The 23,618-nt window shown below is 71.5% G+C and carries 18 protein-coding genes and 1 pseudogene; 13 read left to right on the forward strand and 6 right to left on the reverse strand.

Annotation, left to right across the window (positions count from 1 at the left end; translation table 11 throughout):
- Window positions 1-23 precede the first annotated feature (23 nt).
- Together ACFYQ6_RS13565 and ACFYQ6_RS13570 are read right to left on the reverse strand one after the other, a co-directional pair.
- The gene (locus tag ACFYQ6_RS13565; RefSeq protein ID WP_361573989.1) at window positions 24-368 is read right to left on the reverse strand and encodes a hypothetical protein; all 345 of its coding nucleotides are present in this window, start codon (window positions 366-368) and stop codon (window positions 24-26) included.
- A gap of 85 nt (window positions 369-453) precedes the next feature.
- Window positions 454-1,593 (reverse strand): helix-turn-helix domain-containing protein, encoded by a 1,140-nt coding sequence (locus ACFYQ6_RS13570; RefSeq protein ID WP_361573991.1) that lies wholly within the window; start codon window positions 1,591-1,593, stop codon window positions 454-456.
- A 177-nt stretch (window positions 1,594-1,770) separates the two neighbouring features.
- Between ACFYQ6_RS13570 and ACFYQ6_RS13575 the strand changes: the two genes are divergently transcribed.
- Together ACFYQ6_RS13575 and pruA are read left to right on the forward strand one after the other, a co-directional pair.
- On the forward strand, window positions 1,771-2,697 hold the full coding sequence (locus tag ACFYQ6_RS13575; RefSeq protein WP_361573993.1) for a proline dehydrogenase family protein: 927 nt from the start codon (window positions 1,771-1,773) through the stop codon (window positions 2,695-2,697).
- 104 nt (window positions 2,698-2,801) lie between these two features.
- Entirely contained in the window at window positions 2,802-4,433 is a 1,632-nt protein-coding gene (gene pruA, locus ACFYQ6_RS13580; protein WP_361573994.1) for an L-glutamate gamma-semialdehyde dehydrogenase, read from the forward strand.
- Between the two features lie 226 nt (window positions 4,434-4,659).
- Here pruA and ACFYQ6_RS13585 read toward each other — a convergent pair whose 3' ends face one another.
- Entirely contained in the window at window positions 4,660-5,169 is a 510-nt protein-coding gene (locus tag ACFYQ6_RS13585; protein ID WP_361573996.1) for a MarR family winged helix-turn-helix transcriptional regulator, read from the reverse strand.
- A 138-nt stretch (window positions 5,170-5,307) separates the two neighbouring features.
- On the opposite strand from ACFYQ6_RS13585, the gene ACFYQ6_RS13590 reads away from it, so the two are divergent.
- Window positions 5,308-6,561, forward strand: a complete 1,254-nt coding sequence (locus tag ACFYQ6_RS13590; protein ID WP_361573998.1) for an amidohydrolase family protein — start codon at window positions 5,308-5,310, stop codon at window positions 6,559-6,561.
- Window positions 6,562-6,677: 116 nt separating this feature from the next.
- Here ACFYQ6_RS13590 and ACFYQ6_RS13595 read toward each other — a convergent pair whose 3' ends face one another.
- Window positions 6,678-8,969, reverse strand: a complete 2,292-nt coding sequence (locus ACFYQ6_RS13595) for a glycoside hydrolase family 3 N-terminal domain-containing protein (RefSeq protein WP_361574000.1) — start codon at window positions 8,967-8,969, stop codon at window positions 6,678-6,680.
- Window positions 8,970-9,137: 168 nt separating this feature from the next.
- Here ACFYQ6_RS13595 and ACFYQ6_RS13600 point away from each other — a divergent pair, with 168 nt between their 5' ends.
- From ACFYQ6_RS13600 to cimA, 9 genes and pseudogenes are all read left to right on the forward strand, one after another.
- On the forward strand, window positions 9,138-9,737 hold the full coding sequence (locus ACFYQ6_RS13600) for a TetR/AcrR family transcriptional regulator (protein ID WP_361574002.1): 600 nt from the start codon (window positions 9,138-9,140) through the stop codon (window positions 9,735-9,737).
- A gap of 353 nt (window positions 9,738-10,090) precedes the next feature.
- Entirely contained in the window at window positions 10,091-10,219 is a 129-nt protein-coding gene (locus tag ACFYQ6_RS13605; RefSeq protein ID WP_361574004.1) for a hypothetical protein, read from the forward strand.
- A 94-nt stretch (window positions 10,220-10,313) separates the two neighbouring features.
- Window positions 10,314-11,357: a 3-isopropylmalate dehydrogenase gene (locus tag ACFYQ6_RS13610; protein ID WP_388762960.1), complete on the forward strand. Its 1,044-nt coding sequence runs from the start codon at window positions 10,314-10,316 to the stop codon at window positions 11,355-11,357.
- 292 nt (window positions 11,358-11,649) lie between these two features.
- Window positions 11,650-12,753, forward strand: a complete 1,104-nt coding sequence (locus tag ACFYQ6_RS13615) for a branched-chain amino acid aminotransferase (RefSeq protein WP_361574009.1) — start codon at window positions 11,650-11,652, stop codon at window positions 12,751-12,753.
- A 357-nt stretch (window positions 12,754-13,110) separates the two neighbouring features.
- Window positions 13,111-13,797, forward strand: coding sequence for an urease subunit gamma (ureA, locus tag ACFYQ6_RS13620; RefSeq protein WP_361574011.1), 687 nt, complete (start codon window positions 13,111-13,113; stop codon window positions 13,795-13,797).
- Window positions 13,794-15,479 (forward strand): urease subunit alpha, encoded by a 1,686-nt coding sequence (locus tag ACFYQ6_RS13625; RefSeq protein ID WP_388762962.1) that lies wholly within the window; start codon window positions 13,794-13,796, stop codon window positions 15,477-15,479. The genes ureA and ACFYQ6_RS13625 overlap by 4 nt, the downstream gene beginning before the upstream one ends.
- A gap of 9 nt (window positions 15,480-15,488) precedes the next feature.
- On the forward strand, window positions 15,489-16,505 hold the full coding sequence (locus tag ACFYQ6_RS13630; protein WP_361574015.1) for an agmatine deiminase family protein: 1,017 nt from the start codon (window positions 15,489-15,491) through the stop codon (window positions 16,503-16,505).
- A gap of 5 nt (window positions 16,506-16,510) precedes the next feature.
- Window positions 16,511-17,110: pseudogene (locus ACFYQ6_RS13635) on the forward strand (TetR/AcrR family transcriptional regulator); the annotation flags it as partial.
- Between the two features lie 395 nt (window positions 17,111-17,505).
- Complete coding sequence (cimA, locus tag ACFYQ6_RS13640) at window positions 17,506-19,113, forward strand: citramalate synthase (RefSeq protein WP_356738625.1); 1,608 nt, start codon at window positions 17,506-17,508, stop codon at window positions 19,111-19,113.
- Window positions 19,114-19,247: 134 nt separating this feature from the next.
- Here the strand turns inward: cimA and ACFYQ6_RS13645 are convergent, their stop codons facing one another.
- Together ACFYQ6_RS13645 and ACFYQ6_RS13650 are read right to left on the reverse strand one after the other, a co-directional pair.
- Window positions 19,248-19,940: a hypothetical protein gene (locus ACFYQ6_RS13645; RefSeq protein ID WP_388762965.1), complete on the reverse strand. Its 693-nt coding sequence runs from the start codon at window positions 19,938-19,940 to the stop codon at window positions 19,248-19,250.
- 228 nt (window positions 19,941-20,168) lie between these two features.
- A complete protein-coding gene (locus ACFYQ6_RS13650) occupies window positions 20,169-22,037 on the reverse strand; it encodes a ricin-type beta-trefoil lectin domain protein (protein WP_361574020.1) in 1,869 nt (622 codons plus the stop codon).
- A gap of 291 nt (window positions 22,038-22,328) precedes the next feature.
- Between ACFYQ6_RS13650 and ACFYQ6_RS13655 the strand changes: the two genes are divergently transcribed.
- Complete coding sequence (locus ACFYQ6_RS13655) at window positions 22,329-23,303, forward strand: LacI family DNA-binding transcriptional regulator (RefSeq protein ID WP_361574022.1); 975 nt, start codon at window positions 22,329-22,331, stop codon at window positions 23,301-23,303.
- Window positions 23,304-23,618 lie beyond the last annotated feature (315 nt).

Raw genomic sequence — 23,618 nt, forward strand, 5'->3', positions numbered from 1 at the left:
GGGCCGTTCGGGCCCTGGAGGCCCTAGCCGTCCACGTGCCCGGTGAGGAGCGCGACGACGAACACGGTCCAGCCGAGCATGGAGATCAGGGCGGGGAACGAGAAGGCGATCGCGCAGCCGGACACGACGAGCCCGGTCCGCCGGGCCGGTGTCCGCCCGGGGAACCAGCTCGGCAGGATCAGCGCGTAGGCGAGGACCAGTCCGCCGGCCAGGAGGAACGTCCTGTCGGCGAAGGCGTTCTCCGCCGAGGAGACGATCACGGTCAGTGCCGGCGCCGCCAGGGTCCCCGTCAGGGGGACCGCCCACCACCGCGAGCCGGACAGTGCGCGCGGGGCGAGGGGGACGGCCGTCCGGATGTCGTTGCTCATGGATCCAGTTCACCGTCCGCGCGGCCCCGGCTCCTCCGCCGGAGTACTCAGCGCGCGCCGGTGGCGTACTCAACCGCCCGGGTGCCTACAGCCGGGCCTGCTTCAGTGCCATGTGCAGCAGCAGCCGGTCCTCGCCGTCGTTGAGGTCCAGGCCGGTGAGCTGCTGGACCCGCGCCAGACGGTAGTAGAGGGTCTGGCGGTGGATGCCCAGCTCCGTGGCCGTACGGCTCGCCTGGCCCGCGCGGTCGAGGAACACCTCGGCGGTCCGGGCCAGTTCCGCGTGGGGCGGGGTCAGCAGGGGCCGGACGGCCTGGTCCGGTGCGCTGTCCTGGCCGTGGGGCAGGGAGGCCAGCAGCCGGTACGGGCCGATGGCCGACCAGCCGGCGACCGGGCCGTAGCGGGATTCGGCGGATGCCGCGCGGGCGGCGGACAGGGCCTCGTGCCAGGAGCCGGCCAGTTCCGCGAGGCCCCGGCGGGCGGTGGCGAAGCCGCCGGTGGCGGCGCCCCCGGCCGCGCCGCGCAGCCGTTCGGCGGCGGTCGTCGCCGGGTCGAGGGCCTCGGGGGAGCGCAACCGGATCAGGGCGGCCAAATCCTGGCCGGCCGCCCCGGGCACCGTGGCGAGGGCAGCGGCCGAGGGCACCGTACGCACGGAGGGGGTCTCGCCCTGCCACGGGGTCACGCACACCACCGTGTGCAGGCCGTCCGCGTCGGCCCCGATGGCCTCGTGCAGCGCGGCCAGCGCCATGTCCCGCTGCCAGCCCCGCCCGGCGACGAGCGCCGCGCCGAATTCCCGTGAGAGGTCCGCTCCGGCCCGCTCCTCGTCGGCGAGCAGGGCGCCGATCCGGGCCGCGACGACCATCGCGGACGCCAGCTGTCCCTCGGTCGGTCCTGGATCGGCGTCCAGCAGCCACACGTAGCCGAGGACGACACCCCGATGGCGTACCGGGAGGCAGATGCGGTCCCGGAACACCCCCGCCTCCGGGGCGGCCGGGATACGGACCGGCCCCGTCGCACGGGTGATGCCGAAGCCCTCGAACCAGGAGCGGACCGCGGGGGTGGAGCGGCGGGTCAGGATCGAGCGCGTACGGACCGGATCCATGGCCGTGTCGTCGTCACTGTCGTGCGCCCCGAAGGCGACGAGGCCGAAATCGCGGTTCTCCAGGGTCGCGGGGGCGCTGAGCAGCGCGGAGATCTCGTCGACCAGCTCCTGGTAATCGCCCTTCACCTCGCCATTCTCGCACCCCTTCAGACATATGTCTGAGAACCGGTGCACGGATGCGTGACAGCTGTCGATGGCACGGGAATGCGGGGGTACCTAGATTTCACAGTGGTTCTCCGTGCCGTCCCGGTCCGTTCACATCCGTCCCGGTCCGGCCTCGTTCGTACTCCGTGGAGGTGCCCCGTGCTGGGTCCCGTGATTCTCGCCGCGTCACGCAGCGACAAGATGCGTCGTTTCATCTCGGCAGCGCCGGGCACCAAGCAGGTCGTCGACCGCTTCATCGCCGGTGAGAGCGTCGACCAGGTCGTCCCCGTCATCCAGGACGCCGCCGCCAAGGGCCTCGAGGTCACCCTGGACGTCGTGGGCGAGGACATCACCACCCCGGAGCAGGCCGCCGCCGCCCGTGACGCCTATCTGGAGCTGATCGGCCGGCTCAAGGAGCTCGGCCTGGGTACCCGCGCCGAGATGTCCGTCAAGCTGTCGATGTTCGGACAAGCGCTGGAGGGCGGCCACGAGCTCGCCCTCGCCAACGTCCGCCCGGTCGTCGAGGCCGCCGCCGCGATCGGCACCACGGTCACGCTGGACGCCGAGGACCACACCACGCTGGACTCGATGTTCGCCATCCACGAGGAGCTGCGGAAGGACTTCCCGCAGACCGGCTGCGTGATCCAGTCCTACCTGTTCCGCACCGAGGCCGACGCCCGCCGCCTCGCCGCCGCGGGCAGCCGGGTCCGTCTGGTGAAGGGCGCCTACAAGGAGCCCGCCTCCGTCGCGTACCAGAACAAGCCGGAGATCGACAAGGCGTACGTCCGCATCCTCAGGACGCTGATGCACGGCGAGGGCTACCCGATGATCGGCTCGCACGATCCCCGTCTCATCGCCATCGGCCAGGAGCTCGCGCGCCAGGCCGGGCGCAAACTGGACGAGTACGAGTTCCAGATGCTGTACGGCATCCGCAGCGAGGAGCACGTCCGGCTCGCGGCCGAGGGCCACCGGATGCGCGTCTACACGGCGTACGGCACCGACTGGTACGGATACTTCATGCGCCGCCTCGCGGAGAAGCCGGCCAACCTGCTGTTCTTCGGCCGGTCCATCCTCACCAAGGGCTGAGCCACCGCGCTGGACCGAGGTCCGGACCAAGGGCCGCACCCCGGCTGAACAAGGGCTGACCTGCCCGGCCGACCACCCACCTCAACCAAGGAGACAAGGCACTCATGGATGCTGTCACCCAGGTCCCCGCGCCGGTCAACGAGCCGGTCCACTCCTACGCCCCCGGCACCGCGGAGCGCGCCCGTCTGGAGGCGAAGCTCAAGGAGCTCGCCGAGAACCCCATCGAGCTGCCGATGACCATCGGCGGCGAGAAGCGGCTGGGCGGCGGCGCGCGCTTCGACGTCGTGCAGCCGCACAACCACAAGTCCGTCATCGGTACCGGCGCCGCCGCCACCGAGGCCGACGCGCAGGACGCGATCGACGCCGCCCTCGCCGCCGCCCCGGCCTGGCGCGCCATGTCCTTCGACGACCGCGCCGCGATCATCCTGCGCGCCGCCGAACTGCTCTCCGGTCCCTGGCGCGAGACGCTCGCCGCCTCCACCATGCTGGGCCAGGGCAAGACCGCCCAGCAGGCCGAGATCGACTGCCCCTGTGAGCTCGTCGACTTCTGGCGCTTCAACGTGCACTACGCGCGCCAGATCCTCGCCGAGCAGCCGCCGGCGAACTCCCCCGGCGTGTGGAACCGCATGGACCACCGCCCGCTCGAGGGCTTCGTCTACGCGATCACGCCGTTCAACTTCTCCGCCATCGCGGCCAACCTTCCCACCGCGCCCGCCCTCATGGGCAACGTCGTGGTGTGGAAGCCGTCCCCGACGCAGACCCACGCCGCCGTGCTGCTGATGCGCCTCCTGGAGGAGGCCGGACTCCCCAAGGGCGTCATCAACCTGGTCACCGGCGACGGCATCGCCGTCTCCGAGGTCGCGCTGAACCACCGTGACCTGGCCGCCATCCACTTCACCGGTTCGACGCCCACCTTCCAGCACCTGTGGAAGACGGTCGGCAACAACATCGCCAACTACCGCACCTACCCGCGGCTCGTCGGCGAGACCGGTGGCAAGGACTTCGTCGTCGCGCACCCCAGCGCCGACCGCGCCGTCCTGAAGACCGCGCTGACCCGTGGCTCGTTCGAGTACCAGGGCCAGAAGTGCTCCGCCTCCTCCCGTGCCTACGTGCCGGCCTCCATCTGGAACTCCGGCTTCAAGGAGGAGTTCGCGGCCGAGGTCGACGGCATCACCATGGGTGACGTCACCGACCTGTCGAACTTCATGGGCGCCGTCATCGACGAGCGTTCCTTCGCCAAGAACAAGGCCGCGATCGACCGCGCCAAGGCCGACCCGACCTGCACGGTCATCGCCGGCGGCACCTACGACGACTCCGTCGGCTACTTCGTCCGCCCCACGGTCATCGTCTGCGACGACCCGGCCAACGAGGTCTTCACGACCGAGTACTTCGGCCCGATCCTCGCCGTGCACGTCTACGAGGACGAGAAGTACGACGCGATGCTGGAGCAGATGGAGTCGGTCAGCGACTACGCCCTGACCGGATCCGTCATCGCGGGTGACCGCGCCGCCGCCGCGTACACGATGGAGAAGCTCCGCTACGCCGCGGGCAACTTCTACATCAACGACAAGTCGACCGGTGCCGTCGTCGGCCAGCAGCCCTTCGGTGGCGGCCGTGGCTCCGGCACCAACGACAAGGCGGGCGCCCCGCAGAACCTGCAGCGCTGGACGCTGACCCGCGCCATCAAGGAGACGCTGGTCCCGCCGACCGAGTACACCTACCCCCACCAGGGCTGACGCCCAGGGGCGCCCGTCACGGGCGCCCCGCCCCGCACTCCGCCTCCCGGCCGGCTCCCCCCGCCTGCCGGGAGGCGGTTTCCATTTCCGGGCCCTCGCTGCCTCGGAGCGCGCGCGGCTTCGGGCGGTGGTGTCCGGCCTTCCCGGCCCCAGGGCCGGCGGGTCGTCGCCCCCGTGTGAGCGGCTCCGGGCGGCCGACGCGCCGTCGCCGGCCCGCCCGGCCGCCCTACGGCGTGACCGGCGGCTGTCCGCCCGCGGCGCCCGGTGCGGGCAACTGGGCGGTGGCGTCCGCGTACTTGAGCAGGAGGCGTGCGAATTCGAGCCGCTCGGCTTCGGGCCAGTCCCGGGTGATGAATTCGAATGCCTGCCGCTGCTGGTGGCGGAAACGACGGAGGAGGGCGGTGCCCTCCTCCGTGAGGTGGAGCACCGTACGGCGGCCGTCCTGCTGCGAGGCCGCGCGGACCAGATAGCCGTGCGAGATGCAGTCGCTGACCATGCGGCTCGCCACCGACGGGTCCACCAGCAGGTGGTCGGCGAGCCCGCCGACCGTCATCTCCGTGTCCGTCTCGGCCGCCTCGTCCACGATGTTGAGGACCAGGTTGCGCTTCAAGTCCTTGGGGCCCGTAGGCGGGTCGACCGGCGCCTGCATGGTGCGCCGCCGCAAGCGGGCGAAGGCCGTGCCGACGGCGTCCAGGAGGGCCTGGCCCTGCGGCATGGAGGCGTCCTTGTCGGTCACCCCCGCAGCCTATCGCATGTATCTGCAAGCAGCAGATGCATGCAAGTCTGCATGGAATTGCAACTTGCATTAATGTGGTCGACGCGGTGGGAGAACTCGGCGCCAGCAGAGCGACGTGCCCGCCCGGAGGAGAGGGTCATGATCACAGCCATCATCAACGGCCGGGTGTTCGACGGTGAGCACGTGCTGGAGGACACCACCGTCGTGCTGGACGGCACGCGGATCGCGGCGGTCGGAGGCCGGCCGCCCGCCGGGGCGGACATCGTCGACGCCAGGGGCGGCACGCTCCTGCCGGGCCTGATCGACGCCCATGTGCACACCTCCGACGAGGCGCTCTCGCTGGCCCTGCGGTTCGGGATCACCACCGAGCTGGAGATGCAGGGACTGAACACCAGGGACCGCCGCGCGCACATCACGGAGAACGACTCCCTCGCCGATGTCCGCTCCGCGGGGTTCGGCATCACACCTCCCGGTGGCCACCCCAGCGAACTCATGCCCAAGGGCTTCAAGCCGGGCGGCCACGCAGAACCGGACGGCCACGGCGATCGGCCCGCTCCGCGTGAGATGCCCCTGATGCCGTTCTCCACCACGCCCGAGGAAGCGGTCGCCTTCGTCCCCCGGCTGGTCGCCGCGGGCTCGGACTACATCAAGTTCATGGTCGACGACGGTACGGTCGAGGGGCACCCCGGTCTGCCCATGCTCGACCAGGCGACGCTGACCGCCGGTGTCGCCGAGGCCCACCGGCACGGGATGCTCGCCATCGCCCACACCCTGACCGTCGATGCGACACGGATGGGGGTCGAGGCCGGCGTCGACGGCTTCGCCCACCTGTTCATGGACCGGCCGCACACCGGGGAGATCATCGAACTCATCGCCGCCTCGGGTGCGTTCGTCGTCCCGTGCGTCGTCCTGAACGCCTCCATGACGGGCGTCACCGGATCGTCCCTCGCCGAGGATCCGCGCGTCGGATCACGCCTGGACGAGGCCTGGACGAAGACCTTGGTCAGCAGCTACGACCGCTATCCGCAGGGAGAACTGGAGGATGTCCTCGCCTCGGTCAAGGCCCTGCACGACGCCGGCGTCGACCTGATGGCGGGCACCGACGCGGCCCCCATGCCACTGCCGTTCCTCGGCGGCATGGTCCACGGTGCCAGCGTCCACCAGGAGCTGCAGTACCTCGTCCGGGCCGGTCTCACCCCGGTCCAGGCCCTGCGCGCGGCGACCCTCACCCCGGCGCGCCGCTTCGGCCTGGAGGACCGTGGGCGCGTCGCCGAGGGCCTGCGGGCCGACCTGCTGCTCGTGGACGGCGACCCCACCGTCACGATCGGCGACACCCTCAACCTGCGTGAGGTGTGGCGCCGGGGCACCCGCACCACGCTGGCGCCCTCGTAGGGATCGGCTGCCGTCGAGCTGCGGCTGCCCGCCCTGTCCTCCGTCGGCGGGCAGCCTTCCGTCGGCTGCCGCACCCGGCGCGGTGCACACGCGTGCCGGGTGCTTTCCGCGTGGCCTCAGCCCTTCACGGTGAAGCCCGCCCGCTGGAGGGCGTCGTCGCGCGAGGACGGTCCGACGAGCAGTTCGAAGGCGCCCGGCTCCACCACGCGGCGGCCGGCCGCGTCCACCAGGGTGCAGTCGGCGACCGGCAGTTCGAGGAGCACCTCGCGCCGCTCACCCGGGGCGAGCGTGACCTGCCGGTAGCCCTTCAGCTCCTTCTCCGCCCAGGTCACGGACGTCACGCTGTCGCTGATGTACATCTGCACCGTCTCCATGGCGGGCCGCACCCCCGTGTTGTGGACGGTGACACGCGCCCGCAGCGTGTCGCTCTCGCCGACGCAGGCGGTGAGCACCTCCAGACCGGAGTACGCGACGGTCGTGTAGCTCAGGCCCTCGCCGAACACGAAGGCCGGGCGCTGGGTGAGGTCGGCGTACCGGGAGCCGTGCTGCCCCCTGACCTGGTTGTAGTACGTGGGCTGCTGGCCCGCGTGCCGGGCGAAGGAGACGGGCAGCCGGCCCGAGGGTTCGACGAGGCCCAGCAGCAGTTCGGCCACCGCCCTGCCGCCCTGCATGCCCGGGTTGAAGGCGTGCACGATCGCCGCCGCGCCGTGGGCGGACGGCGGCAGCACCAGGGGCTTGGAACTGATGACCACGACGACGAGCGGCTTGCCGGTCGCGGCGAGCGCGTCGAGCAACGCGACCTGGTCTCCCACGAGTTCCAGGGTCGCCGTCGAACGGCCCTCGCCGACCAGCTCGATACGGTCGCCCACGACGGCGACGACGTGGTCGGCGGCCTCGGCTGCGGCCACGGCCTCACCGATCAGGTCGGCGGAGGGCTCGGCCGGCACGACGACCTCGGGGCGGGGCTGTCCGTCCGGGAAGAACGCGCCCTCCGGGTCGGGGCCCACGGAGAGGATCTCGGCTCCCCGGGCGTAGGTGACGGTCCAGTCGGCCGGCACGTGCTCGCGGAAGCCGTCGAGCACGGTACGGATCATGTGGCGCGGGTGGCCGTCCGGCAGCCAGTCCGCCTGGCCCGAGGAACCCGCCCAGTCGCCCAGCTGGGTCTGGGCGTCATCGGCGTTGGGGCCGACGACGGCCACCCGGCGGGGAGCCGAACCGTCCTCGGCGACGGCGCGCCCGTCCGGCCCCGGCACCAGGCCGCCCGCCAGCGGGAGGGTGCCGTCGTTGGTGAGCAGCACCAGGGAACGGCGCGCGGCCTCCAGATTCAGCTCGGTGTGACCGGCGCTGCCGATGACCGCTGCCTGCCGGGCGACGTCCGGGTGGCGCGGGTTCTCGAAGAGGCCGAGCTCGAACTTCAGGGTGAGGACGCGCCGTACCGCCGCGTCGATCTCCGCCTCGTCCAGGGTGCCTTCGGCGACGGCGTTCTGCGCGCCCTCGAAGAACTGCGGGGTGGTCATCACCATGTCGTTGCCCGCGCGGACGGCGGCGGCCGCCGCCTGGGTGTGGTCGGCGTAGACCTTCTGCTCCCACACCATGCGGCCGACGTTGTCCCAGTCCGTGACCAGCGTGCCGGTGTAGCCCCACTCGCCGCGCAGCACCTCGTTGAGCAGCCAGTCGTTGACCGTGATCGGCACGCCGTCCATGGACTGGTAGCCGAGCATGAACGTGCGGCAGCCCTCCCGGGCCACGCGCTCGAACGGGGGCAGGAACCACGAGCGGAGTTTGCGGCGGGAGATGTCCGCCTCGCTCGCGTCACGGCCGCCCTGCGTCTCGGAGTAGCCCGCGAAGTGCTTGGCGCAGGCGAGGACCGCCGTCGGGTCGGCGAGCCCGTCGCCCTGGTAGCCGCGCACCATCGCGGAAGCCAGTTCGCCGATCAGGAAGGGGTCCTCGCCGAAGGTCTCGCTCACCCGGCCCCACCGCAGGTCCCGGGTGATGCAGAGCACCGGCGAGAACGTCCAGTGCACGCCCGTGGCGGCGACCTCGACGGCGGTGGCGCGGGCGACGCGCTCCACGAGGCCGGCGTCCCAGGTGGCCGCCAGGCCCAGCTGCGTGGGGTAGATCGTGGCCCCCTCCCAGAAGGAGTGGCCGTGGATGCAGTCCTCCGCGACCAGCAGCGGGATGCGCAGGCGGGTCCGCTCGGTCAGCGCCGCCGCTTCCAGGACGCGGTCGGGGGAGGCGTGCAGGATCGAGCCCGCGTGCAGGTCCTCGATGAGGTGTCGCACCCCGTCCTTGGCGTTCAGCTGGAGCATCTGGCCGGCCTTCTCGGCCAGGGTCATGCGGCCGAGGAGGTCGTCGACCCGCTCGGCGACGGGCAGCGTGGGGTCGAGGTAGGGCAGGGAGGGGGCCACGGCGGGTCCTTTCGCGACACGGTTCGCCTTCACCATAGAGTGAATCCCGACCACCTGGTAAGTATCTCCGGAGCCGAATCTCCGGCTGGAATTCCCTGGAGGCCGCATGGCGATCCGACGCACCGAACAGCCGGCCCGCCCCGCGCCGGCGGACCGGGGGAGTGACGAGTGACGGCCGAAGCGCCGCGTGGATACGCGAAGGGCCGGGCGAAACGGCTGGAGATCCTCGACCAGGCCATGTCCCTGTTCGGCGAGGCCGGTTACCGGGGTGCGTCGCTCCGGGTGCTCGCGACCAGGTGCGGCATCTCGCACACCGGACTGCTGCACCACTTCCCGACCAAGGAGGCGCTGCTGCTCGCCGTCCTGGAGCACCGTGACGAGGTGGACGGCGAGTGGCTGTCGCTGGGCGGCACCACGGGGGTCGGGCGGCTGCGGCGGTTCGCCGAGCTGGCGGCCCTGAACTCCACCCGGCGCGGGATCGTCGAGCTCTTCTCGGTGGTGTCCGCCGAGGCGACGGCCGCGGACCACCCTGCTCACGGGTACTTCGTCCGCCGCTACGAGAATTCGGTGGCGGGCGCCCAACTGGCGTACGTCCAGGCGGGCCGGGACGGCGCACTGCGTGCAGGGATCGCCCCGGACGACGCGGGCCGGCAGCTGATCGCCCTGATGGACGGCCTCCAGGTGCAGTGGCTGCTCAGCGACCGTGCGACCGACATGGCCGGCGTCCTGCGCGCACACCTCCAGGCGCAGCTCACCGTGGATCTCTGAGCCAGGACGTGGTGAGCCCTCGCGAGGGGCGCGGGACGAGGGGCGCGGCGGGCCCTCGCGAGGGGCGCGGCGCACGGCGGAAAGCGGGCCGCGCGGTCCGGCCGCCGCCGCGCCGTCTCAGATAGTAGGAAGTCCGAGTATCTGTGGAGACAGATGGCCTCAGCTGCCCTAGCTTTGTAGGAGCCGAACGAATCGCATGACCAGCGACCGGCGGAAGTGAGCGCGCCCCGAAGCAGGCAACCCCTGCGGCATCCGCTCCCCGCCCCTTCCGGCGCCTCGAAATCCCGATCTCGACATCCGTTGCGCGAAGTCCCGATCTCGAAATCCACGCGATCTCAAGGAGTCGATCCGTCATGGCCGAGACCACCGCCCGCCGCGTCCGTCACACCCCCCGCACCGCCGAGCCGGAGCGCAAGAACGCCGCCGCCGCACTGCAGCGTGCCCTCGACCGCAGGGACAACGGCGGGTCGACGGGTCACTGAGGCCGGCCTCCCGCCCCAAGGCTGCCGACGCCGGACCGTGTCCGCATGATGGACGTCGGATGTCATGGGGTGGGACGGGGGCTAGGGTGCATGCATGTCTCGCAGCATCGATCTCGCAGTGATCCCCGGCGACGGTATCGGCCAGGAGGTCGTCACCCAGGGCCTCAAGGTCCTCAACGCTGTTCTCCCGCAGGATGTGAAGCTGGAGACCAAGGAGTACGACCTCGGCGCCCAGCGATGGCACCGCACCGGTGAAACCCTCCCGGACGCGGAGCTCGAAGCCCTCAAGGGCCACGACGCCATCCTGCTCGGAGCCATCGGTGACCCCTCGGTCCCGTCCGGCGTGCTGGAGCGCGGGCTGCTGCTCAAGCTGCGTTTCGCCTTCGACCACTTCATCAACCTGAGGCCGTCGAAGCTCTTCCCGAACACCGTGACGCCGCTCGCCGGCCGTCCCGAGATCGACTTCGTCGTCGTCCGCGAGGGCACCGAGGGCCCGTACACGGGCAACGGCGGTTCCCTGCGCACCGGCACGGAGCACGAGGTCGCCACCGAGGTCAGCGTCAACACCGCCTACGGTGTCGAGCGCGTCGTGCGTGACGCCTTCGCGCGTGCCGCCGCCCGTCCGCGCAAGAAGCTGACGCTCGTCCACAAGAACAACGTCCTCGTGTACGCGGGCCACCTGTGGAAGAACACCTTCGACAAGGTCGCGGCCGAGTACCCCGAGGTCACCACCGACTACCTGCACGTCGACGCCGCGACGATCTTCTTCGTCACCCAGCCGGAACGCTTCGACGTCATCGTCACCGACAACCTCTTCGGTGACATCCTCACCGACCTCGCCGCTGCCGTGACCGGCGGTATCGGCCTGGCCGCCTCCGGCAACATCAACCCGACGGGCGCCTTCCCGTCCATGTTCGAGCCGGTCCACGGCACTGCCCCCGACATCGCGGGCCAGGGCAAGGCCGACCCGACCGCCACGATCCTCTCCGTCGCCCTCCTGCTGCGCCACCTCGGCTACGAGACCGAGGCCGTGCGCATCGAGGACGCCGTCTCCGCCGATCTCGCGGAGCGTGACGGAAAGCACCCGCGCACCACCGACGAGATCGGCGACGCGCTCGCGGTACGCGTAGCAGGCTGACCCGACGTCTCCACTTCGAAGCCGCCGGGCAGCAACCGCACCCGGCGGCTTCACCTTGCGGTCCCCGGGTGCCACCATCGACCCCAGGACCGCGTTTTCGCGTCGCCGTAGCGATACCGTCGACGTCACCGCAAACACGTCATTTCGTGCAGAGCCGCCCGCGAGAGATAATCGAACGGGACCGCGGCTCGCGGTAGTGCTCGGACGTCCTACAACCTTTCCGGCCGGCGCCGGGCGAGGGCGGGAGCGAGCGCGGTCCATCAGACACAAGACCGGTGAAGGACACGCACTCATGACGACGCCCACGATCGAGCTCAAGCCCTCCTCGCATCCGCTGTCCGACGCGGAGCGCGAGGCGATCCTGGCCAGCCCCGGCTTCGGCCGCCACTTCACCGATCACATGGTGACGATCAGCTGGACCGAGGGGCGCGGCTGGCACGACGCCCAGCTCGTCCCGTACGGTCCGCTGTCCATCGACCCGGCCAACATGACGCTGCACTACGCCCAGGAGATCTTCGAGGGGCTCAAGGCCTACCGGCAGCCCGACGGCTCCGTCGCCAGCTTCCGCCCGGAGGCCAACGCCGCCCGCTTCCAGCGCTCCGCGGTCCGCCTCGCGATGCCCGAGCTCCCCGTCGAGACCTTCATCGAGGCCTGTGACGTGCTGGTCCAGCAGGACCAGGCGTGGGTCCCGGCGCACGGCGGCGAGGAGTCCCTCTACCTGCGCCCCTTCATGATCGCCTCCGAGGTCGGTCTGGGTGTCCGCCCCGCCAACGAGTACCTCTTCCTCGTCATCGCCTCGCCCGCGGGCGCCTACTTCCCCGGCGGTGTGAAGCCGGTCTCCATCTGGCTCTCGCAGGACCGCGTCCGCGCCGTCCCCGGCGGCATGGGCGACGCCAAGACCGGCGGCAACTACGCCGCGTCCCTGCTCGCCCAGGCCGAGGCCGCCGCCAAGGGTTGTGACCAGGTCGCCTACCTCGACGCCGTCGAGCACAAGTGGGTCGAGGAACTGGGCGGCATGAACCTCTACTTCGTGTACGACCAGGAGGACGGCGGCAAGCGGATCGTCACCCCGTCGCTCACCGGCTCGCTGCTCGCCGGCGTCACCCGTGACTCCCTGCTCACCGTCGCCCGGGACCTCGGCTACACCGCCGAGGAGGGCCGCGTCTCCATCGACCAGTGGCGCGCCGACACCGAGAACGGCACGCTCACCGAGGTCTTCGCCTGCGGCACCGCCGCCGTCATCACGCCCGTCGGCACCGTGAAGTGCGCGGACGGCGAGTGGACGCAGGGCGACGGCACCCCCGGCGAGGTGACCCTCAAGCTGCGCGAGCGCCTGCTGGACATCCAGCGGGGCATCGCCGAGGACACCCACGGCTGGATGCACCGGCTCGGCTGATCCCCGGACCGTACGGTTCCACCGGCTCGGCTGATCCCCGGACCGTACGGATGCACCGGCTCGGCTGATCCCCGGACCGTACGGATGCACCGGCTCGGCTGATCCCCGGACCGTACGGTTCCACGGCTCGGCTGATCCCCGGGCCGTACGCGCCGCTCGTACACGTAGGCCGCGTCCCTCGCGAGGGGCGCGGCCTACGCGCGTTCCCGGAGCACCTCGCCCGAGTCCCTTCGCTCCTGCCTTCCGCCCCATCCCTCGCCCTGCGGCCTCCGCGTGCCCGCGGACTTCCGCGCCCCATGTTTTGAGCGCCGCTCGAAACTGGTTAGAGTGCTGCTCAAAACCAGGAGGTGTGGTGACGTGCGACTGACCCCGACCGAACGCGACCGGCTGCTGCTCTTCGGCGCTGCCGAGCTGGCCAGGGCCCGGCGCGCCCGTGGCCTGCGGCTCAACGTCCCCGAGGCGACGGCCCTGATCGCCGACACCGTCTGCGAGGCGGCCAGGGACGGGCGCAGGCTCGCCGAGGCGATCGAGGCCGCCCGCGCCGTCCTGGGGCCTGACGACGTGCTGCCCGGTGTGGCCGACGTGGTCACCGAGGTCCAGGTGGAGGCCGTCTTCGACGACGGTTCCCGGCTCGCGGTCGTCAGCCGTCCCCTCGACGGCTCCCTCGGCGCCGACGCCCCCGGCGCGCTCCTCCCGGGCCCCGGGACCTCGGAGCCCGAGCCGGCGGTGCGGCTCACCGTCCGCAACACCGCGACCGTCCCGGTCAGCGTGACCAGCCACTTCCACTTCTTCGAGGCCAACCCCCGGCTCCACTTCGACCGCGCAGCGGCGTACGGGATGCGGCTGAGCGTGGCCGCGGGCTCCTCCGTCCGCTTCGGCCCGGGGGAGTCCGTGCGTGCCGCGCTCGTCCCCATCGGCGGCGACCGGATCGCGATCGGCTTCGCCGGGCTCGTCGACGGCCCGCTGGACGCCCCGGGAGCCAAGGAGGAGGCCCTGCGCAGAGCCGCGGCCTGCGGTTACCTCGGAGCGGAGGAGGGCGAATGACGGATCCGTACGCATACGCGTCCGTGCACGGTCCGCGCGCCGGGGACCGGGTCAGGCTCGGCGACTCCGGGCTGACCGTACGGGTGGAGTCCGACTCCCAGAAGCCGGGGGACGAGTTCCTCGCCGGGTTCGGCAAGACCGCCCGCGACGGTCTGCACCTCAAGGCCGCCGCCGTCCGGGAGACCTGCGACGTCGTCATCAGCAACGTCCTGGTCATCGACGCCGTGCTGGGCATCCGCAAGGTCTCGGTCGGCATCCGCGAGGGCCGCATCAGCGCGATCGGACGGGCCGGCAACCCGGACACCCTGGACGGGGTCGACGTGGTCGTCGGCACCGGCACGACGATCGTCTCCGGCGAAGGCCTCATCGCGACGGCCGGAGCCGTGGACCCGCACGTCCACCTGCTCTCCCCGCGCATCATGGAGGCCTCGCTGGCCTCCGGCGTCACCACGATCATCGGCCAGGAGTTCGGCCCGGTGTGGGGCGTCGGCGTCAACTCGCCGTGGGCCCTGCGTCACGCGTTCAACGCCTTCGACGCCTGGCCGGTCAACATCGGCTTCCTCGGCCGCGGTTCCTCCTCCCACCGGGCGCCGCTCGTCGAGGCCCTCGCCGAGGGCGGGGCCTGCGGCTTCAAGGTCCACGAGGACATGGGCGCGCACACCCGCGCCCTGGACACCGCGCTGAGGGTCGCCGAGGAGTACGACGTCCAGGTCGCCCTGCACAGCGACGGGCTGAACGAGTGCCTGTCCGTCGAGGACACCCTGAGCGTGCTCGAAGGCCGCACGATCCACGCGTTCCACATCGAGGGCTGCGGCGGCGGGCACGTCCCCAACGTCCTGAAGATGGCGGGCGTCCCGAACGTCATCGGCTCCTCCACGAACCCGACGCTCCCCTTCGGCCGCGACGCGGTCGCCGAGCACTACGGGATGATCGTCTCCGTCCACGACCTCAAGACCGACCTCCCCGGCGACGCGGCCGTGGCGCGCGACCGGATCCGGGCCGGGACGATGGGGGCGGAGGACGTGCTGCACGACCTCGGAGCCATCGGGATCACCTCGTCCGACGCCCAGGGCATGGGGCGGGCCGGGGAGACCGTGCGCCGCACCTTCGCCATGGCGGCGAAGATGAAGGCGGAGCTCGGCCCCATGGAGGGCGACGGCCCGGCCGACGACAACGCCCGCGTGCTGCGCTACATCGCCAAGCTCACCATCAACCCCGCCATCGCCCACGGGCTGTCCCACGAGGTCGGCTCCGTCGAGACGGGCAAGCTCGCCGACATCGTCCTGTGGCGCCCGGAGTTCTTCGGCGCGAAGCCCCAGCTGGTCCTGAAGTCCGGCTTTCCCGCCTACGGCGTCACCGGCGACCCCAACGCCGCCACGGACACCTGCGAACCCCTGGTCCTGGGACCGCAGTTCGGTGCGTACGGAGCGACGGCCGCCGATCTGTCCGTGGCCTTCGTCGCGGAGGCCGCCATCCAGCTCGGTTCCGACCTGATGCCCACCCGCCGGCGCCGCGTCGCCGTCCGGGGCACGCGGGGCATCGGACCCGCCGACCTGCGCCTCAACTCCCGTACCGGACAGGTCGGTGTCGACGGCGAGACCGGGCTGGTCACCCTCGACGGGGACCCGCTGCGTTCACCGGCCGCCGACTCCGTCGCCCTCAACCGCCTCTACTTCCTCTAGGAACCCGCCATGACCTTCCGTATGCCGCCCGAGTGGGCCCCGCACGAGCGCACCTGGATGGCCTGGCCCGGCCCCAACCCCACCTTCGCCACCGCCGCGGAGCTGGACGAGGCCCGTCGTGCCTGGGCCGCGGTCGCCCGGGCGGTGCGCCGCTTCGAACCGGTCACGGTGATCGTGGGGCCGGGGCAGGAGGACGGCGCGCGCGAGCTGCTCGGCCCGGACATCGAGATCGCCCCGCGTCCCCTCGACGACGCCTGGATGCGTGACATCGGCCCCACGTTCGTCACCGACGGCCGCCGGCTCGCGGCGGTGGACTGGACGTTCAACGGATGGGGCGCACAGGGCTGGGCGCGCTGGGAGCACGACCGGCACATCGCGCGCGGTGTCGCCGAGCTGGCCGGGGTCCCCGTCCACAGCTCGCCGCTGGTCAACGAGGGCGGTGCGATCCACGTCGACGGCGAGGGCACCGTGCTGCTCACCGAGACGGTCCAGCTGGGCGCGGAACGCAACCCCGGCTGGACCCGGCAGGCCGTCGAGGAGGAGATCCACGCCAGGCTCGGCACCGAGAAGGCCCTCTGGCTGCCGCGCGGCCTGACGGGGGACTACGGAACGTACGGCACCCTCGGCCATGTGGACATCGTCGCCGCCTTCGCCCGCCCCGGCGTCGTGGTCGCCCATGTCCAGCCCGATCCCTCGCACCCGGACCACGAGGTCACCCGCGAGACGGTCCGCCTCCTGCGCGCCGCCACCGACGCGCGGGGACGCCCCCTGGAAGTGGTGGAGATCCCCGCCCCCACGGTGCTGCGGAACGCCGAAGGGGAGTGGAACGACTACTCCTACATCAACCACTACCTCTGCAACGACGGCGTGATCCTCTGCGCCTTCGACGACCCCAGGGACGAGGAGGCGGCGGCCGTCTTCGCCGACCTGTTCCCGGACCGTACGGTGACACGCGTCGACGCCCGTACGATCTTTGCCGGCGGTGGAGGCATCCACTGCATCACGCAGCAACAGCCCAGGATCTGAAACCCGTGACCGGTAACCCGCGCCGCCGCAACGTCGCCCCGCCCCGGGAGGACGTGCTCGCCGCCGTCATGACCACCGTCGCCGAGCGCGGACTCGACGGGCTCACCATGGCGGGGCTCGGCCGCGAGGTCCGGATGAGCAGCGGGCACCTCCTCTACTACTTCCGCACCAAGGACGAACTGCTGCTCCAGACCCTGGAGTGGAGCGAGGCGCGCCTCGGCACCGAACGCCGCGCCCTGCTCACCGCCCCGGGCGGCGCGCGCGAGCGGCTCGACGCCTACATCGCGCTGTACGTCCCCGAGGGCCACCGCGACCCGCACTGGACGCTCTGGCTGGAGGTCTGGAACCGCTCGCAGGACGCCGACGACGACGCCCGCGCGCGGCAGGCCGCCATCGAGGACGCCTGGCACCGGGATCTCGTGGAGCTGCTGGCCGACGGGATCGCGCGCGGGGACTTCCGTGCCGTGGACACCGGCCGGGCCGCGACCCGGCTCCGCGCCCTGCTCGACGGGTTCAGCGTCCACGTCACCGTCGGCATCCCGGGGACCGGGCGGGAACAGGTCCTGGACCAGGTGCGCCGGTACGTGGACGAGACACTCATGCAGGTCCCCGCGTCCGGCGAGGGTGCGGACGCCGGTCCGGTCCCCGCATCCGGCGAGGGCGCGAACGCCGCCCCTGGGCCCGCGTCCGGCGCTGCGACGGACGTCACGCCCGCATCCTGAGACGCCCCGAGACCCGGGAGTGCCGCTGTGCCAGACTGCTGCCGTGTCCTCGTTCGCCATGATTATCGGCAGCAGGCGCGCCGGTCCGCAGTGACCGTCCCGTACCACCACGTACGGAACGGACATCGTGCCCCAGACCCGCGCGCAGACCTCTCGCACCCGCGAGGGGTTTTTTCGTTTTCCGGCCCACACCACGGCCGGAGCGAGGCACGCGAGATGATGGGGGCAAGTGGAGCCGATTCGTCCGGATCCGCTCACCCGACAGGAGTCAGATCAGTATGACCACCAAGGCCTCGGCCCCCGACGACACGTTCCATGTCTTCGACACCACGCTGCGCGACGGAGCGCAGCGTGAAGGCATCAACCTGACGGTCGCGGACAAGCTGACCATTGCACGGCATCTGGACGACTTCGGTGTGGGCTTCATCGAGGGCGGCTGGCCCGGGGCCAACCCCCGCGACACGGAGTTCTTCGCCCGCGCCCGCCAGGAGATCGACTTCCGGCACGCCCAGCTCGTCGCCTTCGGGGCCACCCGCCGGGCGGGCGGCAAGGCCGCCGAGGACCCGCAGGTCCAGGCGCTGCTCGACTCCGGGGCGCCGGTGATCACGCTGGTCGCCAAGTCACACGACCGCCACGTGGAACTCGCGCTGCGCACCACGCTGGAGGAGAACCTGGAGATGGTCCGCGACACCGTCTCCCACCTCCGGGAGCAGGGCCGCCGGGTCTTCGTCGACTGCGAGCACTTCTTCGACGGCTACCGCGCCGACGCCGAGTACGCCAAGCAGGTCGTACGCACCGCACACGAGGCCGGCGCCGACGTGGTCATCCTCTGCGACACCAACGGAGGCATGCTCCCGGCCCAGATCCAGGCCGTCGTCTCCACCGTCCTCGCCGACACCGGAGCCCGGCTCGGCATCCACGCCCAGGACGACACCGGCTGCGCCGTCGCCAACACCCTGGCCGCCGTGGACGCCGGTGCCACGCACGTGCAGTGCACCGCCAACGGCTACGGCGAGCGGGTCGGCAACGCCAACCTCTTCCCCGTCGTCGCCGCCCTGGAGCTCAAGTACGGCAAGACCGTCCTCCCCGAGGGCGCGCTCGCCGAGACGACCCGGATCTCCCACGCCATCGCCGAGGTCGTCAACCTCACGCCCTCCACCCACCAGCCCTACGTGGGGGTCTCCGCCTTCGCGCACAAGGCCGGACTGCACGCCTCCGCGATCAAGGTCGATCCGGACCTGTACCAGCACATCGACCCCGAACTCGTCGGCAACACGATGCGGATGCTCGTGTCCGACATGGCGGGCCGTGCCTCCATCGAGCTCAAGGGCAAGGAGCTCGGCATCGACCTCGGGGACGACCGGGCCCTGGTCGGCCGGGTCGTGGAGCGCGTCAAGGAGCGCGAGCTCAAGGGCTACACCTACGAGGCGGCCGACGCCTCCTTCGAGCTGCTGCTGCGGGCCGAGGTCGACGGCAGGCCCCGCCGCTACTTCCGCGTGGAGTCCTGGCGGGCGATCGTCGAGGACCGCCCCGACGGCACCCACGCCAACGAGGCGACCGTCAAGCTGTGGGCCAAGGGCGAGCGGATCGTCGCGACGGCCGAGGGCAACGGCCCGGTCAACGCCCTGGACCGGGCCCTGCGGGTGGGCCTGGAGCGGATCTATCCGCAGCTCGCCAAGCTGGAGCTGATCGACTACAAGGTCCGCATCCTGGAGGGCCGCACCGGTACCGAGTCCACCACCCGGGTGCTGATCACCACCGGTGACGGATCGGGTGACTGGGCCACGGTCGGTGTGGCCGAGAACGTCATCGCCGCGTCCTGGCAGGCCCTGGAGGACGCGTACACCTTCGGCCTGCTGCGGGCCGGTGTGGAGCCCACGGACTAGGACGCGCCTCCGGACCACGCCGGGCTCGCGCCTGATCCGGATAGAAGCCCCTGGAAGGGCTGGAACGGCCCCGGCCGCTCATGCCTTCCGGCATCCCTCACGGGGAGCGCGGAGAGCATGGGCGGCCGTATCCCTCACAGCAGCGTCAGATCCCCCTGTGCCAGCGGGAGCCACTCCCAGAAGTTGTGGTCGTCCGCGGGGCGGTAGCGGACCAGCCCCGGGAAGTGCGGGACGCGCACCAGCGCGTGCTCGGCGGCTTCCCGGCCGGCGGTGTCGAACGAACCGGACACCGTGCCGTGCCAGTAGCCCGCGTCGAGCACGGAGTCACCGGTGAGCGTGTGCCCGGGCTGGAGGCAGACCGGCAGGTAGAGCACCTCGGGACCGCCCGGCGCGGCGAGAGCCCGCCTCAGCGCCAGGCCCGCGAGCTGGTTGGTCCACGCACCGTGCGCCTCGGGCGCGCTGTGTGTCAGCATCGGCAGCAGCGGCAAGGGCCCCACGCTCCGCCACGCGAGCGGGAAGTCCGTGGCGGGGTCCCCGGTCTCGCCGCTGCTCACGGGTTCCGTGTCCGGCGGACGGGCCAGGGCGCCGGGGCCCTCCTCGCGTACGGCCCACAGCCGCCAGCCCTCCGTCCCGCCGTCGGCGTTGCCCGCCACGGCGCCCTCGGCGAACGCCTCCATGAAGCCGCCGACACGGACCAGAGGAGTCGCGGGCACACCGTCGGGGGAGCCGATCCCCGCGTCGTAACCCGCCTGCCAGCCACGCGCCTCGTGCGACGGACCGAAGGCGTTCTCGCTCCCGCTGTCGAGGTGGGGATTGGTCCGCGGCATGGCTGCCTCCGTCCTCCGCCCCCGCCGGGCTCACCCCCGGCACGCTCACCGGCCCCATGGGCACCGGCCCCAACCGCCCTGGCTCGGCGGCACGTTGAGCCGGGTGCCGGTGCTCCCAAGTCTAGGCCCGGCCCGTCCGCCCCGCACGACGGCGGCAATGCGCCCGGTACACCGCACGACGGCGGCCGGGCGGGGAGACCCCGGTCCGGCCGCCGTCCGTCCGTGCCGCTACTGGAGACGCCACTTCTGGTTGGCGGTGCCGGTGCAGGTCCAGATCTGCAGCCGGGTGCCGTTCGCCGAGGACTGCCCGGTCGCGTCGAGGCACTTGTCCGCCGCCGTGTTGACCACGTCCCCGGTCGACGCGTTGTACGTCCAGCGCTGTGCGCCGGAGCCGTTGCATGTGTACAGCTGGACCTTTGCTCCGTCGGCCGTCGAGCCCGAGGTGACGTCGAGGCAGGCGCCCAGCACCTTGACGGAGCCGTCCGCGCCGACCGTCCACCTCTGGTTGTCCGCGCCGGTGCAGTCCCAGATCTGGACGGGGGTGCCGTCGGCCGCCGTGTTGTCCGTGGCGTCCAGGCACTTGCCGCCGATGCCGGTGAACGCGCCGCTGCTGCCCGAGGAGCCCGACTGGGTGCCCGACCAGGTGAAGGTTGCCGAGGTGCGGCCGGGCAGGGAGTAGGTGAACTTCTGGCCGCCCCAGTTGACGGTGATCTGCTGGGCCGACGTGCCGCCGTTGTAGGCGATCAGCGCCTTCGAACCGTCCGGGTTGCGCCAGGCGACGTTGGGCACGGCCGAGCTGGCGGTGGAGGCGATCCGGGACGCGCCGGGCCGGACGTACTTCGTCAGGTGGCCCATCGTGTAGTACTCCACCGTGTAGTCGACCTGGCCGTGCCTGCTGTCCCCGTTGTGCACGGTGACCAGCCCGTCGCAGGTGCCGCAGCCGCCGTTGTGCGGGCCCCGGTTCTGGTCGACGGCCAGCGACCACTTGGTCACCGACTTCGCCCAGTTACGGGTGTAGTCGATGATGTTGAGCATGTCCTCGCGCTGCTGGTCGGCGATCCAGGTACCGCCGGAGTGCTCCGTCTGGAAGGCATCCACCTGCGGGTACCGGTCGTGCACGGAGGTCTGCTTCGCGACGTCGCCCCCGTAGCCGTGCCAGGCGACCCCGCCGAAGTTCGGGTGGCTGCGCACCGCGGCGTCGTCGACCGTCGCGGCGGCGTACGCGTCGTAGGTGTCCCAGTTCCAGTCGTGCGCCAGGACCTTGGTGGTCAGCCCGGCCGACTGGAGACCGGGCAGCAGCTCGCTCTTGGTGAAGTAGGCGAGGCCGGAGCCGTTCCAGCTCATCGAGGGGTAGCCGGAGCAGCAGGTGGGCTCGTTCTGAGCGGTGACGTAGTCGACCGGGACGCCCTGGTCCTTCCAGGCCTGGAGGTACTTCACGAAGTAGTCGGCGTACGTCCCGTAGTGCTCGGCCTTCAGCCAGCCGCCGTTGAGCTGACCGCTGTCCTTCATCCAGGCCGGTGCCGTCCACGGCGAGGCGACCGTCGTCAACGCGGGGTTGAGCTGCTTGGCCTGCTTCGTGAGCGGCAGCACGTCCTGCAGATCGTGTGCGATCGAGAAGCCGGCGAGCGTCGGATCCGTCTGACCGGCCGGCATGTCGTCGTAGGTGTAGCCGAACCGCGCCAGGTCCGACCCGCCCATCGGATTGCGGACGAACGACAGCCCGATGCCCTCCGTGGGGGAGAAGAGCTTCTTCATCGTCTGGTCGCGGGTGGCCTGGCTGAGCGCCCCGCTGCCCTTCATCAGCCAGGCGGCCGTGTCGGTGAACGAGGCCCCGCCGCCGGTGAAGGTCTGGTAGCGGGTGTTCTCGTCGACGGTGATACCGGTGCCCGCGCCCCCGTTGCCCGCGACGAAGGAGACCGGGGCCTGGGCCTGGAGGCCACGCGTGACATGGCGCCCGCCCGCGTCGTCCGTGGTGGTCAGCACGATGTTCACGGTCTCGCCGGCGGCCTGGGCGGTCCCGGAGGAGAGCCCGGCGAGGCCCGCCGTGGCGAGCGCCGTCGCGACGAGAACCCTCGCCGTTCTGCTTGTCCGAATCATGGGCTGCTGCCTTTCTCGGCAGGGGCGTGGGGGAAGTGCCGTCGAACGAGCGTGAGTGAACTGGGTATTACGTGTTCGCGTCAATAGGTCCGTGTCTTCGAGAAGTGAACACAGGCTCCGCCGGATCTCCTTTCGGTATGGGTACGGACCAATCTCGGCGTGAAGTATTGACGCCCCTGTTCCAGGGGGGTTAACTCCAGCCGCAACGCCGGTACCGGTTCCGGTACCGGTTGCGGAACCGGTACCGAAGCCCTGCGAACCACCTGTCCTGCCTTGCCCCTGGAGGCCCCGATGCGTGTCACCATCGCCGATGTCGCCCGTGAGGCCGGCGTCAGCAAGACGACCGTGTCGCGGGTCATCAACCTCAAGGGCGAAGTGGACGGTTCCACAGCCGCTCGTGTTCGTGAAGTGATCGCAGACCTCGGTTACGTGCCCAGCTCGGGCGCCGTCGGACTGGCCCGTGGCAGCAGCCGCACGGTCGGGATGCTGGTGCCCTCGCTGACCTGGCCCTGGATGGGCGAGGTGCTCCAGGGGGTTGTCGACACCGTCGAGGCCGCCGACTACGGGCTGCTGCTCTTCACCTGCAACCGGGGTGCCGAGTCCGTCGAGCGCTTCACCACCCAGGTGTCGGCGCGCGCCTTCGACGGTCTCGTCGTCGTCGAACCGGAGAACACCCTCGACCAGCTCACCGCGCTGCACCGGTCCGGTCTGCCGATCGTCCTGATCGACGACAGGGGCCATCACCCGGAATTCCCCTCCGTCGTGACCACCAATCACGAGGGAGGTGCCTGCGCCGCCCGCCACCTGCGGGACGAGGGGCGCACGAGACCTCTGGTCGTCACGGGGCCGAGGCACTTCGGCTGCGTACGCGACCGGCTCGCGGGATTCCTCTCCGTCCTGCCCACCGATCTGGTCGTGGACGGAGACTTCACCGAGCGCGGGGGCCGGCTCGCCGTCGAGCAACTCCTCGGCTCGGGAACCGAGTTCGACTCCGTCTTCGCGCACAACGACATCAGCGCGGCCGGTGTCCTGCGGGCCCTGCGAGCCGCCGGCCGCCGCGTACCCGACGACATCGCGGTGGTCGGCTTCGACGACATCCCGATGGCCGAACACACCGAACCACCGCTGACCACCGTGCATCAGCCCACCCGGCAGATGGGCGAGGCGGCGGCCCGCCTGCTGCTCTCCCACCTCGGCGGCACCGCCGTACCGGACGGACCGGTCGTGCTGCCCACCGAACTGGTCGTGCGCCGCTCGGCGCCGTAACGGGTCCGGCCGCGAGGCCGCCCGTCCGTATCCCCGAACCGCCGACAGGCACCGCACCGATCCCCGCGCCACCGCCCCGCAGGCACCGCATCCGCTCCACCGCCCCGCAGGCACCGCACCACACACCCCGCACCGCACGCCGCACCCGCGTCAGGCACCCGCGACCGCCGTACACGCACCCGCGACCGCCGTACACGCACCCGCAACCGCCGTCACACGCACCCGCACCTCCCGCACCTCCCGCACCTCCCGCACCTGGCGCGTAGCGCGCTGTCCACACCGCCGGATCTCCCAGACCCGCAGTCCTCCTGGAGT

The organism is Streptomyces sp. NPDC005494, from assembly GCF_042872025.1.
Classification (GTDB): domain Bacteria; phylum Actinomycetota; class Actinomycetes; order Streptomycetales; family Streptomycetaceae; genus Streptomyces.